Genomic DNA, 13,712 nt, shown 5'->3' on the forward strand with positions numbered 1-13,712 from the left:
CGCTCCTTTTCAAGGAGCAGACCATGGATCCGCGCAGTGAAGTACTGCTTCGTCAGGCCGAACTTTTTCAAGGCAACCTGCTGCTGGTGGGTTTGCCCGCCGACGACCTGCTGGGTCGCCTGCCCAACGCCCACGGCTGGTGCTGGCATGCCGGCGACCAGGCGGCGCTCGACGCGCGCTTCCCGGAGCGCAGCCAGTTTGGGGTGAATGCGCCCGAGCGCGGGTTCGATGCGGCGGTGATCTTCCTGCCCAAGTCCAAGGACCTCACCGATTACCTGCTCAACGCAGTGGCAGCGCGACTGCCCGGCGCCGAGCTGTTCCTGGTAGGCGAGAAAAAAGGCGGTATCGAAAGCGCCGCCAGGCAAATGGCCCCGTATGGCAAACCGCGCAAGCTCGACAGCGCGCGGCATTGCCAGCTGTGGCAAATCACCGTGGCCAACGCCCCGCAAGCGGTCGAGCTGGAAAGCCTGGCGCAGGTGTTCGATGTGCCGCTGGCCGAAGGCCCGCTCAAGGTGGTGAGCCTGCCGGGTGTATTCAGCCACGGCCGTCTGGATCGCGGCACCGAGCTGTTGCTGGAACACTTGGACAAACTGCCGAGCGGCCATTTGCTCGACTTCGGTTGCGGCGCCGGCGTGTTGGGGGCGGCGGTCAAACGTCGCTACCCGCACAACAGCGTAACGATGCTGGATGTGGATGCTTTCGCCGCCGCCAGCAGTCGCCTGACCCTGGCCGCCAACGGCCTGGAAGCCGATGTGCTGACCGGTGATGGCATTGACGCTGCGCCGATGGGGTTGAATGCAATCTTGAGCAACCCACCGTTTCATGTCGGCGTGCACACCGACTATTTCGCCACGGAGAACCTGCTGCGAAAAGCGGCGAAACACCTGGCAAAAGGTGGCGAACTTCGCCTGGTGGCTAACAGCTTCCTGAAGTACCAGCCGTTGATCGAAGAGCATCTGGGCGTGTGTGCGGTCAAGGCCGAAGGCAATGGTTTTCGCATCTACCGTGCCAAACGCAGCTGATGACCATTTGAAAAAGAACGCTTGCCGAATGGATTTTGCCTAGGCAGAATCCGCTCCGTCCTAGGGGAGTAGTCTCCCACGAGCGCCACGCTCGTCCGGCATACGTCAACATACTTGGTCAACAGGCCATGGCGTATGCGACCCAGGAGTCCGCACAGACGGACCGGGGTTTGACAAGACCTATGACACGCACACCTTACCCGGGGCGGGAAGGCTGTACGTGTCATAGCCGTGTCGACCCGCCCCTGGAAACCTACCTGATGCTGGATTCATTGCTCGTTCCTACCGCAATCGTTGCCTTGGCCGAAATCGGCGACAAGACGCAACTGCTCGCGCTCATCCTTGCTGCACGCTTTCGCAAGCCCTGGCCGATCATCGCCGGCATCGTCGCTGCAACCCTGGCCAACCATGCGGCCGCCGGTGCCGTGGGGGCCTGGTTCGGGAGTTTCTTCTCGGATGCGGTATTGCACTGGATTCTCGCGGCCAGCTTCTGCGCCACCGCGCTGTGGACCCTGGTGCCAGACAAACTCGACGACGACGAAGCCAGCACCACGCGCAAGTTCGGGCCGTTCCTGACCACGCTGATTGCATTCTTCCTGGCGGAAATCGGGGACAAGACCCAGATCGCCACGGTGATGCTCGCGGCGCAGTACCCGGAACTGTGGCTGGTGATTATCGGCACCACCCTGGGCATGTTGATTGCCAACGTGCCGGTGGTTCTGGCGGGGAATTTTGCGGCGGAGAAACTGCCGCTGACATTGATTCGCCGATTGGCGGCTACAGCGTTCTTTGTCCTGGCGATTGTGGCGGTGTACAAGGCCATGCAGAGCAGTGGCTGGATATAAGCCAAACACGGAAGATGGTTTGCCCTGATGCCTGTAGGAGCGAGCTTGCTCGCGAAAAACTCACCGGCGCCGCGTTTATTCAGGCAACACGCGTTATCGTTGACGTTTTTCGCGAGCAAGCTCGCTCCTACACGGCGTCGATCAGGACTTCTTGGCCTGCTGGTAGAGCGGCATCACCTTCGGAATCGCTGCCTGCAACGAGGCGATCCGGCTGTCGGAGGCCGGGTGAGTGCTCATGAACTCCGGCGGTGCGCCTTCCGAAGCCTTGGCCATCTTGTTCCACAGCGTGATCGCCGCGTTCGGGTTGTAGCCGGCACGGGCCGCCAGTTCCAGGCCGATCAGGTCCGCTTCGTTTTCATTGCTGCGGCTGTTGGGCAAGGTCATGCCGTAGTTGGCCACGGTATCGGCCAGCGCCAGGCTGTCCTGGCCCAGGCCGAACAACGCACCGGCGCCCTGCTTGGCCATCTCGATGCCGTAGGCCTTGGACATGGCTTCGCGGCCATGCTCACGCAAGGCGTGGGCGATTTCATGGCCCATCACCGCGGCCAGTTCATCGTCGGTGAGCTTGAGGTTGTCGATCAACGCGCTGTACACGAAGATCTTGCCGCCAGGCCCGCAGTTGGCGTTCATCTCATCGCTCTTGATCAGGTTCACTTCCCACTTCCACTGCGCCGCATCCGGGCGGAAGGTCGGCGCCTGGGCGATCAGGCGATTGGCGATCGCCTGCACGCGCTTGGCATTGGCGCTGGTCTTGTCCAACTGGCCTTTGCTGCTGGCCTCGCCCAGGGTCTGCTGGTAGGACTGGGCATACATCTGGTCGACTTCCTGGCTCGACAGCATGCTGAACATATATTGCTTGCGCTCAACCCCGACCGCGCCGCCGCTGGTGGTGTTGACCGACTGACACCCGGCCAGCAACACGCCTGCCGCCAATACACTTACGGCCAATGATTTCTTCATCAATACACTCTCCCTGAAAAGACGCCCTGAAAACATGGCGCGTATCGTAGGCGCTCATTTGTATCGGCGCCAGATACAACAGACGTGTAACCGATGAATTTCGGACACATCTCACACGCCCGGCAACTTCAGTGAGCAACCGGCCTCAGGCTCAGGCCGGGGTCAGGCACTCCGGCCCGTTGAGCTTGGGATCATTGACCATGTTGGCCAGGACTCGCTCACGCAATGGGACCGGCTCACTGGCCAGCAAGCCTTGCAACACATGCAAGGGCGTCTCGGGATCGAGCCAGGCGGCCTGACCCGCCGCGTCCAGAATCAACGGCCGGCGCTGACTCTGGGCGGCCTGGGTCACCACTGCCGTACTCAGCCACACCTGCTCCTGCACCGGGTACGCCTCCCAGATCGCTGCAAAAAACAGGGTCGAGCCCTCCCCCGGCGTCAACCAGTACGGACGCTTGCGCTGGGTGCCGCGCCATTCGTAGAAACCGTTGGCGGGCAGCAGGCAACGGCGCTGGCGAAACGCTTCACGAAACATCGGTTGCTCGGCCAGGGTTTCGGCACGGGCATGGGCCGGGGTGCGGGAAAGGTCAGTCAGCCAGGGCGGCGTCAGGCCCCAGCGCGCCCGTGCCAGGGTGCGCTGGCCGTCATTGAGGCGCTGGATCAGCACCGAATCATTCGGGGAAATGTTCCACTGGGCCTGCTGGTCGGCCGGAAAGCCCGGCAGGGCAGCAAAGGTGGGGTTCCAGCGAAACAGGGCATAACGTCCGCACATGGGGCAACACGACTCTTAGGTAAACCGACCGACAGCCTAACAGACCAATACGTCGGGGAAGCTGTCGGGTTCGTCGCCGGGCAGGGGTTGCGCACCGATATAGGCGGTAATCAGCTCGCGGGCTTCAGCCGCCCGGTCGTTGTCCACTTCCAGCCCCAGCAGGCCGAAGATCGGCAACTCCCCCGTGCCGCCGAGCAAATGGCGCCCTACCAGGTGCGCCTCGATGCCCTCGCTGGCGAGCATTTGCTGCAGCAACTCGCCTTCCATCAGGTTTTCCGGTTCGTAGATTCGCTGCATGGGCGTACCTGTTATTCGTTTTCACTGCGGGTTTCGAGCATCCACTCTTCACCATGGACCTGCAGGTTGAAAATGATCGGTCGGCAACACACCTGACAGTCCTCGATGTATGTCTGATCACCGCCGGATAAATCCACCGCGGTCTCTACCGCCTCACCACAATAAGGACAATCGTACAGAGCAGTTTCCAGCATCGCAGTCTCCCAGGTGACTTGTGCGTATAATCGCCGGTCTATTTACAGGGCTATTTTCCGGCCGGGCCAATTGCCCGGACGCTCCCTGGTATTTCCTTTACTTACCCTAGCCGTTTCTAACAAGAGAGCATGATGGGCGAATTCGATACCATCCGACCTTACAACGACAGCGAAGTCCCGGCAGTGCTGGCCCGGCTGTTCAGTGACAAGGCCTTTCTGGACATCCTGACCCACTTCCGCTTCCCGCGCTTTGCCGGCGCCCTGGGCTGGCTGCTCAAGCCGATGATCGCGCGCAAACTGCGCCGCGAGTTCGCCGGTGTCACCACCGTGGCCACGCTTCAGGACAAAGTCGAGTATTACGTCGACCACACCATTGACCGGGCGACCGACGGCGTGACCTACACCGGCGTCGAACAGCTCAAATCCGGCACCGCCTACCTGTTCCTGGCCAACCACCGCGACATCGTGATGGACCCGGCCTTCGTCAACTATGCCGTCTACCACGCCGGCCTGCCGACGCCACGCATCGCCATCGGCGATAACCTGCTGCAAAAGCCGTTTGTCAGTGACCTGATGCGCCTGAACAAGAGCTTCATCGTGCACCGTTCGATCACCGGGCGAAAGGAGAAGATGGCGGCGTTCAACCTGCTGTCGGCCTATATCAACCATTCGATCCGCAACGACTGCCAGTCGATCTGGATCGCCCAGGCCGAAGGCCGCGCCAAGGACGGGGATGACCGCACCGAGTCGGCGATCCTCAAGATGTTCCATGTCAGCCGCAAGGACGAGCCGTTTGCCGAAGTGATCCAGTCACTCAACCTGACGCCGGTGTCCATCAGCTACGAGTACGACCCGTGCGATGCCGCCAAGGCCCGCGAACTGTATATCCGCGCCACCACCGGCACCTACGTCAAGGCGCAAGGCGAGGATGACGTCAGCATTGCGCTGGGCATCACCGGCTACAAAGGCCGCGTACATATCAACTTCGCGCCGCCGATTACCGAGCGTTTCGAAGACACCAAGGTCCTGGCCGTGGAAATGGATCGGCAGATTCTCGGCGGCTACCGGCTGTTCCCTGTGCACTACCTGGCGTACGCCCAGTGGAGCGATGCCGACCCGCAGTTGCAGGTGCCGAAGGCGGCCGACGTGTTCCCGGCCGATGAACTGGCCAAGGCGAAGGCGGAGTGGGAGCGGCGCCTGAACGACTGCCCGGCCGAGCACCGGCCTTTCCTGGTGGTGCAATACGCGACGCCAGTGCGCAATCAGTATCGGGTCAAGGCTGGAATCCCGCTGTAAACACCGATCAAGAAAATGTGGGAGGAGGCAAGCCCCCTCCCACATTGGTTCTGCGTTTTTTTAGATTCGGGTGCTGAGCCAGGAAGTAGCCAGCGCCAGTCCAAGGCAGGCGAACCCGATGCGGTAAGCCACACGGTGCGCCCGCTCGGTGCGCACATCCAGGAACAGCATGGGCTGGTCGATTGCGCGATCTTCACTTTGCGCCGTCAGTTCAGCCATGGCGCGTTGCTCGCGCAGGCGGGTGATGAACAGCAGCGCAGCGCCTGGGCAGGCCACTGATAAAGCCACGGCATTGATCAATAGTGCGGGCAGCGCCATCGCAAACCTCGATGAAACAGTCTGTGGGTATCGGTTCAGATACAAACCTTGACGGTAGTGGCCTCGAGCACCAAAACCGCTCCATCTCCCATGGACGGCTAATGTATCCAGTAATTTACGCCGTCACCTGAACGTCACCTTAACAAGCCACTCTGTTGCCCTTCGAACATTCAGGAGCTTGTCATGCTGCACGCGCACAACCAGGATCGGCTGTATCTGATTGCCCAAAGCGACGAGCAGGAGGCGCTGATCGGCGGCCTGGCGTTCAACGTGCAGGACCGCCACTGGCTGGTGTATTGCGCCCTTGGCGGGCACCAGCATGCGGACTTGCCCGAGGCCGATCTGTTGACGGGGGTGAGCATGCTGGACTTTTGTATCGACACGGCCGCGTGAAACTGAAGGCATAAAAAAACCGGACTCATCGCTGAGCCCGGTTTTTTTGTTTGAGCGATTACTGCGAGCTGAGCAATGAACCGATGCTTGGGTCCTTGAACAGGCGGGTCAAGGCATCGCTCAGGACGTCGCTGACCAGCCTGGTGTTGGTTTCCTGGTTAGGCGACATGCCGAAGCGCTGGTTCAGCGACGCACCGTAACGGCCGCTGTAGCGACGGGTGCCGGCGGTGACGTCGGACTTGAAGGTGGCACCAATGGACGCCTCGGTCACGTAAAGACCGTCTTTAGGCGACTGATACTTCAACTCGGCCAGGGTGATCGTCAACTGCGGAGCGCCCGGCGCGTTGGGGCTGGGGGTGAAACCCAGCAGGCGCACGGCCGCTTCCGCCTGGGCTTGCAGCTTGGGCAGCACGTCTTGAGCGTTCACCGACACCAGGGCGGTTTCCGGGTACAGGCCACCGCGCGAACCGAGTGTCGGCGACGGACGACCGTCCACCACCCGTACCGACACCGGCTGGCCATGGCCCACCGGGGCCAGCTGCGTGGTGATTTTCGGTTCCGGGGTCAGTTGCTGCGGGCTGTTGGCGCAGCCAACCAGGGTCAAGCTGGTCACAGTGATCAAACCGAACAACAGGCGTTGCAACATGCGCTTCTCTCCAGAAATCAGGTACCGACAGGCCGGCAGTATAGCGGGGCGCCCCTGCAGGGAACTAGCGTCAGTTACAACCTGTGACCCGGGGCGTCGCCTGCGGTTCGATGTCACCGATATGTCATAGCCGTTACATGGGCTCGTCATCCGAAGCAGGCATGCTTGGCCTCAATCTCAGGAGGTTGATCGCCATGCATTTTCTCTGGTCGCTGTTTACGCGCAAGCCCGCCCTTCGCCAGTTCGCCCTGCTCGATGCGCAAGGCCGTTGCCAGGCGTTCAAAGCGTGCTGCCAGCCTCCCGTCGGCGAAGGCTGGGTGGAAATCGAAGAAATTCGCCTGAGCTGGATGCATCATCCGTTGCCGGCTCGCGCCCGTGTAAGCCCACGCCCTGCGCGGTCGCTACGTCACCAGGCGTTGGCCGCCTGACCGAACGCCTAATAAAAGTCATAAAACCCGCCCATTTCCCCGGCGTTCTTCGCTACAATCTCCCCCCGATTATAAGGACGTCTCCTGATCGGGCCTCGCAGCATCGTTAATGCCTCGGTATTAACCCCAAGAATCGCCCACAGAGAGCCGCCCACACAGATCCTGTGAAGCTGGCGCGCTTGCTGTTTCCTTTGCAAACCACCCGCCTTTACCGAATCTGCCAGAGCTGCCATTGCGCTCGGCCACTTGAGTTGTTTGCCCGTTTTGCCGCGTGTCGGCAGAGGTTTGCGGGCCAGGTGCCAGGCCGGGGCAGCCCTTTTTTGAGGTTCACGTCTTCAAAAGAGCGTGAAAAAAACGGGTTTTCACAACTTCACAAGAGTGTGGCGAGCAAATGAATAGTTTGGCGTTTGTACAAGCACCATCAGCGTCTGGAACAGCCCAACCACACAGGCCCGAGTACTCCGCAAACACCGGAGCTTGAGCCTGTCCGCTACGGATTGATTGCACGAATCGCACGCTTTGACCATAAGTCGAATTGCCACAGGCGCCCATGAATGCGTTCATAGGCAGATCAGGCCGGGCAGGAAGCGTGTGCTGAATGTGCAAGGAATTGCGAAACGGACATGGCGATCCTGGCCATGGGTAACCTGGGGCAACACGTGAAACGCCCCGTCACTCCTGGCAGCCATGCCGTCAATTTGGTGCTGCAGATTTTGGAGACGCGTTAAATGGCGCATAACGAAGCAGTCGACGTAGTACTGGTAGGGGCCGGCATCATGAGTGCCACCCTGGCCGTACTGCTCAAAGAGCTCGACCCCGGCCTCAAGCTGGAAGTCGTTGAGCTGATGGACTCGGGTGCCGCGGAAAGTTCCAACCCGTGGAACAACGCCGGTACCGGCCACGCCGGGCTGTGTGAGCTGAACTACACGCCCCAGGCCGCCGATGGCTCCATCGACATAAAGAAAGCCGTGCACATCAACACCCAGTTCGAGGTGTCGAAGCAGTTCTGGGCCTACCTGACCAGGAAGGGCACCTTTGGCTCGTCCAAGTCCTTTATCAGCCCGGTGCCGCACCTGAGCTTCGTGCAGGGCGAAAAAGGCGTGGAGTTCCTCAGGAAGCGCTTTGAAACCCTCAGCCAGCACCATGCGTTCTCGGACATGCACTACACCGAAGACCGCAGCGAAATGGCCGAGTGGATGCCGCTGATGATGCCGGGGCGCCCGCTCGACGAAAAAATCGCGGCCACCCGTGTGATGAACGGCACCGACGTCAACTTCGGCGCCCTGACCAACCAGTTGCTCACTCACCTGACCAGCTCCCCGGACGCTCAGGTCAAGTACAGCAAGCGCGTGACCGGCCTCAAGCGTAACGGCGCAGGCTGGACCGTGAGCATCAAGGACGTCAACAGCGGCAACAGCCGCGAAGTGGACGCCAAGTTCGTGTTCCTCGGCGCCGGTGGCGCGGCCCTGCCGCTGCTGCAGGCCTCGGGTATCGAAGAAAGCAAAGGGTTTGGCGGTTTCCCGGTCAGCGGCCAGTGGCTGCGTTGCGACAACCCGGAAGTGGTCAAGCACCACCAGGCCAAGGTCTACAGCCAGGCCGCCGTGGGCTCGCCGCCGATGTCCGTGCCGCACCTGGACACCCGCGTAGTCGACGGCAAGAAATCCCTGCTGTTCGGGCCCTACGCCGGCTTCACCACCAAGTTCCTCAAGCACGGCTCGTTCCTCGACCTGCCGCTGTCGGTTCGCGCCGGCAACATTGGCCCGATGCTGGCCGTGGCCCGCGACAACATGGACCTGACCAAGTACCTGGTCAGCGAAGTGATGCAGTCCATGGAGCAGCGCCTGGAATCCCTGCGTCGCTTCTACCCTGAAGCGAAAGCCGAAGACTGGCGCCTGGAAGTGGCCGGCCAACGGGTGCAGATCATCAAGAAAGACCCGAAGAAAGGCGGCGTGCTGCAATTTGGCACCGAGCTGGTCGCGGCTAAAGATGGCTCACTGGCAGCACTGCTGGGTGCGTCCCCAGGCGCTTCGGTGACCGTGTCGATCATGCTGGAACTGATCGAGCGGTGCTTCCCGCAGAAAACTGCCGGTGAGTGGGCGACCAAGCTGCACGAGATCTTCCCGGCACGGGAGAAGGTCCTGGAGACTGATGCCGAGCTGTATCGCAAGATCAATACGCAGAACAACATCAGCCTCGAACTGGTTGAATCTGCCGCCGAGACCGGTAGGAGCGAGCTTGCTCGCGAAGATCGTTAACGATAACGCAGCGCATCTGGTTTAACGCGGCGTTCTCTGTTTTTTCGCGAGCAAGCTCGCTCCTACAGTAAAAAGCAAAAACGCCCCGTTCTCGCGATGAGAACGGGGCGTTTTTGTGGCCGGGAATAATCAGCCGCGGGCGTTGTCGATCAGCTCGATATAGTCGGCGGCGTTGCGCTGGTCCTTGATCAGGTCGACAAAGGTCTGGCCGTGCTCATCCTTGCCATCCAGGTCCAAACCGGCCGCCTTGAAGAAAACCAGGAAGCGTTCGAAGTCGTCGATACGCAGGCCACGGTAGGCCTTGATCAGTTTGTGCAGGGACGGGGAAGTCGCGTCAACCGGCTCGAAGTCCAGGAACAACTTGATCTGGTCGTCGCCGATCTCGTCACCAATCACCTGTTTCTTATCTTTACGCATTACCGACTCCAGCCAGCAGACATTTACACGGGGTTTGAAGTCTACCTGCGAGGCGCAGGCTTCGAAAGCGGTGAAGAACCAATGTGGACGGGGGCAAGCCCTTCCCACATTGGTTCTTCAGTGTTTTTGCTATTTGCTACGAACAGCACCGGTATGCAAATCCGCCCAGACATGCCCGTTGGCGTAACTGAGGAACTGCACATACACCGCGTCATTGCGCAGCAGGTCGACAATCACTCGGTACTGGGCCACCGGGTAGGACAGGGTCAAGGTTTTGCTCTTGTCATCGTACACCGGCTTTTTCAAGCTTTTGCTTTCGGCATCGAAGTTGAGCACCACCTGGCTGATAGTCGCGCCTTTGTTCAGGGACTTGCCCTTGAGACGGATCATCAGCGGCGAGGTCACCGGGATCGGTTGTTGCGTGGATTGACGCTGGTTGCCCACCACCACCGCATATTCGGTGACTTGCAGCAGTTGCTGCTGGTCAGGGGTTTCGGCGCGCAGGGTCAGATCGTCCGGCGGCAGGAACTGCGCATGCATCGGCGCAGGCGCCGCAGCCAGCGGCAGACTGAGGGTCAACGCCAGGGCGGCGCAGGTGCGTATCAACAGGCTCATGGGCCGCTCCGCAAGAGGTGGCCCAGCACTGTAGCTCAATCGAACTGGGCAAGCATCCAGCGTTGATACTCGGCCACATTGGCGTCGCCTTCACGGGGCGCCCAATCGGCCAGTTCGCCTTCGCCCACCGGCCGATAAGGCCCGGCCTTGCACTCGAACATCACCGTGTCGGGGGCGAGCACCACCAGGCCATGGAACACGCCGGGCGGCAGGTCGACGCCCGAGCATTCGCCGCCGGCCTGCATCACGCGCTTGGCGAGCACCTCGCCGGTGTCGCTGAACACCAGCAAGCCCAAGCGACCCTGGAGGACCAGCAAGGTTTCCGCCTTATCCGCGCTCAAGTGCCGATGTGGCGGCACATACGTGCTGGGCTGCAGGCCCACGGCCAGGCGATGGCACGGTTCTTCCATCTGATGAAAGTTGTGATGATGCCGGCCACGGGGGCTGGCGCCCGCTTTCTCGGCCAACTCGGCAAACAGCGTCTGATCAAGAAAGCGAGTCATAGGTTACATACCTTTGACGGCGTAGATTCCATTGGCGTTGCGCCAGTAGCCCTTGTAATCCATACCGTAACCGAAGATGTAGCGATCGATGCACGGCAGGCCGACGAAATCGGCTTTCAACTCGGGACGGGCCTTGCGGTCGTGGTCTTTGTCGATCAGCACGGCGGTGTGCACCTTACGTGCGCCAGCGTGTTTGCAGAAGTCGATGATCGCGCCCAGGGTGTGGCCCTCATCGAGGATGTCGTCGATGATCAGCACATCGCGGTCGATGAACGAAACTTCCGGCTTGGCTTTCCAGAACAGGTCGCCACCGCTGGTTTCGTTGCGATAGCGAGTGGCGTGCAGGTAGGACGCTTCCAACGGGAACTGCAGGTGAGTCAGCAATTTGCCGGCAAAGATCAGGCCACCGTTCATCACGCAGAAGACCACCGGGTTGGTGTCGGCCATTTCGCGGGTGATGTGTGCGCCAACCTTAGCGATCGCTGCTTCGACTTGCGCTTCGGTGTACAGGCAGTCAGCCTCGCGCATGATTTGACGGATATGCTCGAGATCAGCGGACATGGCGCTCTCCAAGGGGTGCTGTGGCAAGAAAAGCGGGCGAAGGTACGCTTCTCATGCGCTCCGAGCAAGCCTTAATGGACTAACGTACTAGATGTCTATAGGACAACACCCTCGGATAGATTAATCTAGGCCGGTTTTTTTGCCCGCCGCCGGAGCCTTTCCCATGCCCACTCGCGAGATCCGCCACCCGCTGATCCGACACAAACTCGGCCTTATGCGCCGTGCCGACATCAGCACGAAGAATTTCCGTGAGCTTGCTCAGGAAGTTGGAGCGCTGCTCACTTACGAAGCCACCAAAGATTTGCCCCTGGAAACCTACGACATCGAAGGTTGGGCAGGCACTGTCCAGGTCGAGAAAATCGCCGGTAAGAAAATTACCGTGGTGCCGATCCTGCGTGCCGGTATCGGCATGCTCGAAGGCGTGCTCAGCCTGATCCCGGGCGCCAAGGTCAGCGCCGTCGGCGTCGCCCGCAACGAAGAAACCCTGCAGGCCCACACCTATCTGGAAAAACTCGTACCGGAAATCAACGAGCGCCTGGCCATGATCATCGACCCGATGCTCGCTACCGGCAGCTCCATGGTTGCCACCATCGACCTGCTGAAAAAAGCCGGTTGCCGGGACATCCGCGCCATGGTGCTGGTGGCCGCGCCCGAAGGCATCGCCGCCGTCGAGAAAGCCCACCCGGACGTGCAGATCTACACCGCTTCCATCGATGAGCGCCTGAACGAACACGGTTACATCATCCCAGGCCTGGGCGATGCCGGTGACAAGATCTTCGGCACCAAGCAGAAGGACGCGTGAGCATGCAGGATGAATTCAACGACCCGCTTTGGCGCCAGATCCTGTCTGGCGCACAGATGCTCTTCGTAGCATTTGGCGCGCTGGTGTTGATGCCACTGATCACAGGTCTTGATCCAAACGTCGCCCTGTTCACCGCCGGCCTGGGCACGCTGTTGTTCCAACTGGTGACAGGGCGGCAGGTGCCGGTCTTCCTGGCGTCGAGCTTTGCCTTCATTACCCCGATCATTCTTGCCAAGGGCCAGTTCGGCCTCGCAGCGACCATGGGCGGGGTGATGGCGGCCGGTTTTGTCTATACCTTCCTCGGCCTGGCCGTGAAGATCAAAGGCACCGGTTTCATCGACCGCCTGCTGCCACCCGTGGTGATCGGCCCGGTGATCATTTCCATCGGCCTGGCCATGGCACCGATTGCCGCGAACATGGCGATGGGTAAATCCGGCGACGGCGCCGAGTTGATTCATTACCAGACGGCGATGATGATCTCGATGCCGGCGCTGCTGACCACGTTGATCGTCGCGGTGTTCGGCAAGGGTATCTTCCGCCTGGTGCCGATCATCTCCGGCGTGCTGGTGGGCTTTGCCATGGCGTTCTACTTCAGCGTGGTCGACACGGCGAAGATCGCCGCCGCCCCGTGGTTCGCCCTGCCCCACTTCACCGCGCCGGAGTTCAACTGGCAGGCGATCCTGTTTATCGTCCCAGTGGCCCTGGCCCCGGCGATCGAACACATCGGCGGCGTGATTGCGGTGGGCAGCGTGACCGGTCGCGACTACCTGAAGAAGCCTGGCCTTCACCGCACCCTGCTCGGTGACGGGATCGCCACCACGGCCGCCGGCCTGTTTGGCGGCCCGCCGAACACCACCTACGCCGAAGTGACGGGCGCGGTGATGCTGACCAAGAACTACAACCCAAAGATCATGACCTGGGCGGCAGTGTTTGCCATCAGTCTGGCGTTCATCGGCAAATTCGGCGCACTGCTGCAAAGCATCCCGGTGCCGGTGATGGGCGGGATCCTGTGCCTGCTGTTCGGCTCGATTGCCGCGGTGGGGATGAACACCTTGATCCGCCACAGGATCGACCTGGGTGAAGCGCGCAATCTGGTGATTGTGTCGGTGACCCTGGTGTTCGGGATTGGTGGGGTGCTGGTGGGAACCGGGACCGGTCCGGATGACTTCGGCCTGAAGGGCATTGCCCTGTGTGCGGTGGTAGCGATTGGCCTGAACCTGTTGCTGCCGGGCAATGATGGCTGGAAGAACAAGAAGCCGGATGAGCCGCTGATCTAACACATATGGCAGAACCTAATGTGGGAGGGGGCAAGCCCTAATGCCAGTCAGTTAAGGCTTTTTGTAGGAGCGAGCTTGCTCGCGAAAAACTCACAGGCGCCGCGTTCATTC

General features: G+C 60.8%; 18 protein-coding genes and 1 riboswitch. Of the genes, 8 read left to right on the forward strand and 10 right to left on the reverse strand.

Annotation, left to right across the window (positions count from 1 at the left end):
• Positions 1 to 23 precede the first annotated feature (23 nt).
• Together PspCFBP13509_RS03345 and PspCFBP13509_RS03350 are read left to right on the forward strand one after the other, a co-directional pair.
• Entirely contained in the window at positions 24 to 1,022 is a 999-nt protein-coding gene (locus PspCFBP13509_RS03345) for a class I SAM-dependent methyltransferase (RefSeq protein ID WP_065947120.1), read from the forward strand.
• 50 nt (positions 1,023 to 1,072) lie between these two features.
• Positions 1,073 to 1,194: riboswitch (yybP-ykoY riboswitch) on the forward strand.
• An 88-nt stretch (positions 1,195 to 1,282) separates the two neighbouring features.
• Positions 1,283 to 1,867, forward strand: coding sequence for a TMEM165/GDT1 family protein (locus PspCFBP13509_RS03350; protein ID WP_005784895.1), 585 nt, complete (start codon positions 1,283 to 1,285; stop codon positions 1,865 to 1,867).
• 141 nt (positions 1,868 to 2,008) lie between these two features.
• On the opposite strand, the gene PspCFBP13509_RS03355 is transcribed toward PspCFBP13509_RS03350, so the two are convergent.
• The 4 genes from PspCFBP13509_RS03355 to PspCFBP13509_RS03370 all read right to left on the reverse strand — a co-directional run bounded on the left by PspCFBP13509_RS03355 (position 2,009) and on the right by PspCFBP13509_RS03370 (position 4,090).
• On the reverse strand, positions 2,009 to 2,827 hold the full coding sequence (locus tag PspCFBP13509_RS03355) for a M48 family metallopeptidase (protein WP_027604784.1): 819 nt from the start codon (positions 2,825 to 2,827) through the stop codon (positions 2,009 to 2,011).
• A gap of 151 nt (positions 2,828 to 2,978) precedes the next feature.
• On the reverse strand, positions 2,979 to 3,599 hold the full coding sequence (locus PspCFBP13509_RS03360; protein ID WP_137211557.1) for an SOS response-associated peptidase: 621 nt from the start codon (positions 3,597 to 3,599) through the stop codon (positions 2,979 to 2,981).
• Between the two features lie 36 nt (positions 3,600 to 3,635).
• The gene (locus PspCFBP13509_RS03365) at positions 3,636 to 3,896 is read right to left on the reverse strand and encodes a putative signal transducing protein (RefSeq protein ID WP_027604786.1); all 261 of its coding nucleotides are present in this window, start codon (positions 3,894 to 3,896) and stop codon (positions 3,636 to 3,638) included.
• An 11-nt stretch (positions 3,897 to 3,907) separates the two neighbouring features.
• Positions 3,908 to 4,090, reverse strand: a complete 183-nt coding sequence (locus tag PspCFBP13509_RS03370; RefSeq protein WP_027604787.1) for a CPXCG motif-containing cysteine-rich protein — start codon at positions 4,088 to 4,090, stop codon at positions 3,908 to 3,910.
• Positions 4,091 to 4,222: 132 nt separating this feature from the next.
• Between PspCFBP13509_RS03370 and PspCFBP13509_RS03375 the strand changes: the two genes are divergently transcribed.
• Entirely contained in the window at positions 4,223 to 5,386 is a 1,164-nt protein-coding gene (locus PspCFBP13509_RS03375; RefSeq protein ID WP_174562722.1) for a 1-acyl-sn-glycerol-3-phosphate acyltransferase, read from the forward strand.
• Positions 5,387 to 5,446: 60 nt separating this feature from the next.
• Here the strand turns inward: PspCFBP13509_RS03375 and PspCFBP13509_RS03380 are convergent, their stop codons facing one another.
• Positions 5,447 to 5,704: a hypothetical protein gene (locus tag PspCFBP13509_RS03380; protein ID WP_065924279.1), complete on the reverse strand. Its 258-nt coding sequence runs from the start codon at positions 5,702 to 5,704 to the stop codon at positions 5,447 to 5,449.
• 183 nt (positions 5,705 to 5,887) lie between these two features.
• Between PspCFBP13509_RS03380 and PspCFBP13509_RS03385 the strand changes: the two genes are divergently transcribed.
• Positions 5,888 to 6,097, forward strand: coding sequence for a hypothetical protein (locus tag PspCFBP13509_RS03385; RefSeq protein WP_027604790.1), 210 nt, complete (start codon positions 5,888 to 5,890; stop codon positions 6,095 to 6,097).
• Positions 6,098 to 6,155: 58 nt separating this feature from the next.
• Here PspCFBP13509_RS03385 and PspCFBP13509_RS03390 read toward each other — a convergent pair whose 3' ends face one another.
• Complete coding sequence (locus tag PspCFBP13509_RS03390) at positions 6,156 to 6,743, reverse strand: YajG family lipoprotein (protein ID WP_065924280.1); 588 nt, start codon at positions 6,741 to 6,743, stop codon at positions 6,156 to 6,158.
• A gap of 194 nt (positions 6,744 to 6,937) precedes the next feature.
• Here PspCFBP13509_RS03390 and PspCFBP13509_RS03395 point away from each other — a divergent pair, with 194 nt between their 5' ends.
• Both PspCFBP13509_RS03395 and mqo read left to right on the forward strand, forming a co-directional pair.
• A complete protein-coding gene (locus tag PspCFBP13509_RS03395; RefSeq protein ID WP_065924281.1) occupies positions 6,938 to 7,171 on the forward strand; it encodes a hypothetical protein in 234 nt (77 codons plus the stop codon).
• A 728-nt stretch (positions 7,172 to 7,899) separates the two neighbouring features.
• Positions 7,900 to 9,426: a malate dehydrogenase (quinone) gene (gene mqo / locus PspCFBP13509_RS03400; protein WP_137211558.1), complete on the forward strand. Its 1,527-nt coding sequence runs from the start codon at positions 7,900 to 7,902 to the stop codon at positions 9,424 to 9,426.
• A gap of 129 nt (positions 9,427 to 9,555) precedes the next feature.
• On the opposite strand, the gene PspCFBP13509_RS03405 is transcribed toward mqo, so the two are convergent.
• The 4 genes from PspCFBP13509_RS03405 to PspCFBP13509_RS03420 form a co-directional block, all read right to left on the reverse strand.
• Positions 9,556 to 9,843 (reverse strand): PA4642 family protein, encoded by a 288-nt coding sequence (locus PspCFBP13509_RS03405; RefSeq protein WP_027604794.1) that lies wholly within the window; start codon positions 9,841 to 9,843, stop codon positions 9,556 to 9,558.
• A 129-nt stretch (positions 9,844 to 9,972) separates the two neighbouring features.
• Entirely contained in the window at positions 9,973 to 10,458 is a 486-nt protein-coding gene (locus PspCFBP13509_RS03410) for a hypothetical protein (RefSeq protein WP_065924283.1), read from the reverse strand.
• 35 nt (positions 10,459 to 10,493) lie between these two features.
• Complete coding sequence (locus PspCFBP13509_RS03415) at positions 10,494 to 10,961, reverse strand: WbuC family cupin fold metalloprotein (RefSeq protein WP_065924284.1); 468 nt, start codon at positions 10,959 to 10,961, stop codon at positions 10,494 to 10,496.
• Between the two features lie 3 nt (positions 10,962 to 10,964).
• Positions 10,965 to 11,522: a hypoxanthine-guanine phosphoribosyltransferase gene (locus PspCFBP13509_RS03420; protein WP_027604797.1), complete on the reverse strand. Its 558-nt coding sequence runs from the start codon at positions 11,520 to 11,522 to the stop codon at positions 10,965 to 10,967.
• 163 nt (positions 11,523 to 11,685) lie between these two features.
• On the opposite strand from PspCFBP13509_RS03420, the gene upp reads away from it, so the two are divergent.
• Together upp and PspCFBP13509_RS03430 are read left to right on the forward strand one after the other, a co-directional pair.
• Entirely contained in the window at positions 11,686 to 12,324 is a 639-nt protein-coding gene (gene upp / locus PspCFBP13509_RS03425) for a uracil phosphoribosyltransferase (RefSeq protein ID WP_027604798.1), read from the forward strand.
• Positions 12,325 to 12,326: 2 nt separating this feature from the next.
• Positions 12,327 to 13,601 carry a uracil-xanthine permease family protein gene (locus PspCFBP13509_RS03430; protein WP_137211559.1) on the forward strand — a complete coding sequence of 425 codons (1,275 nt, stop codon included), beginning with the start codon at positions 12,327 to 12,329 and terminating at the stop codon, positions 13,599 to 13,601.
• The last annotated feature ends 111 nt before the right edge of the window (positions 13,602 to 13,712 follow it).

The sequence above is a fragment of the Pseudomonas sp. CFBP13509 genome, from assembly GCF_005233485.1.
GTDB lineage: Bacteria > Pseudomonadota > Gammaproteobacteria > Pseudomonadales > Pseudomonadaceae > Aquipseudomonas > Aquipseudomonas marginalis.

Bases quoted from the DNA above. Each gene is read 5' to 3' on its own strand.
- PspCFBP13509_RS03385 (WP_027604790.1), top strand. From the start codon at position 5,888: ATGCTGCACGCGCACAACCAGGATCGGCTGTATCTGATTGCCCAAAGC.
- PspCFBP13509_RS03410 (WP_065924283.1), bottom strand. From the start codon at position 10,458: ATGAGCCTGTTGATACGCACCTGCGCCGCCCTGGCGTTGACCCTCAGT.
- upp (WP_027604798.1), top strand. From the start codon at position 11,686: ATGCCCACTCGCGAGATCCGCCACCCGCTGATCCGACACAAACTCGGC.
- PspCFBP13509_RS03355 (WP_027604784.1), bottom strand. From the start codon at position 2,827: ATGAAGAAATCATTGGCCGTAAGTGTATTGGCGGCAGGCGTGTTGCTG.
- PspCFBP13509_RS03350 (WP_005784895.1), top strand. From the start codon at position 1,283: ATGCTGGATTCATTGCTCGTTCCTACCGCAATCGTTGCCTTGGCCGAA.
- PspCFBP13509_RS03390 (WP_065924280.1), bottom strand. From the start codon at position 6,743: ATGTTGCAACGCCTGTTGTTCGGTTTGATCACTGTGACCAGCTTGACC.
- PspCFBP13509_RS03365 (WP_027604786.1), bottom strand. From the start codon at position 3,896: ATGCAGCGAATCTACGAACCGGAAAACCTGATGGAAGGCGAGTTGCTG.
- PspCFBP13509_RS03370 (WP_027604787.1), bottom strand. From the start codon at position 4,090: ATGCTGGAAACTGCTCTGTACGATTGTCCTTATTGTGGTGAGGCGGTA.
- PspCFBP13509_RS03405 (WP_027604794.1), bottom strand. From the start codon at position 9,843: ATGCGTAAAGATAAGAAACAGGTGATTGGTGACGAGATCGGCGACGAC.
- PspCFBP13509_RS03415 (WP_065924284.1), bottom strand. From the start codon at position 10,961: ATGACTCGCTTTCTTGATCAGACGCTGTTTGCCGAGTTGGCCGAGAAA.
- PspCFBP13509_RS03345 (WP_065947120.1), top strand. From the start codon at position 24: ATGGATCCGCGCAGTGAAGTACTGCTTCGTCAGGCCGAACTTTTTCAA.
- PspCFBP13509_RS03430 (WP_137211559.1), top strand. From the start codon at position 12,327: ATGCAGGATGAATTCAACGACCCGCTTTGGCGCCAGATCCTGTCTGGC.
- PspCFBP13509_RS03375 (WP_174562722.1), top strand. From the start codon at position 4,223: ATGGGCGAATTCGATACCATCCGACCTTACAACGACAGCGAAGTCCCG.
- PspCFBP13509_RS03420 (WP_027604797.1), bottom strand. From the start codon at position 11,522: ATGTCCGCTGATCTCGAGCATATCCGTCAAATCATGCGCGAGGCTGAC.
- PspCFBP13509_RS03360 (WP_137211557.1), bottom strand. From the start codon at position 3,599: ATGTGCGGACGTTATGCCCTGTTTCGCTGGAACCCCACCTTTGCTGCC.
- mqo (WP_137211558.1), top strand. From the start codon at position 7,900: ATGGCGCATAACGAAGCAGTCGACGTAGTACTGGTAGGGGCCGGCATC.
- PspCFBP13509_RS03380 (WP_065924279.1), bottom strand. From the start codon at position 5,704: ATGGCGCTGCCCGCACTATTGATCAATGCCGTGGCTTTATCAGTGGCC.
- PspCFBP13509_RS03395 (WP_065924281.1), top strand. From the start codon at position 6,938: ATGCATTTTCTCTGGTCGCTGTTTACGCGCAAGCCCGCCCTTCGCCAG.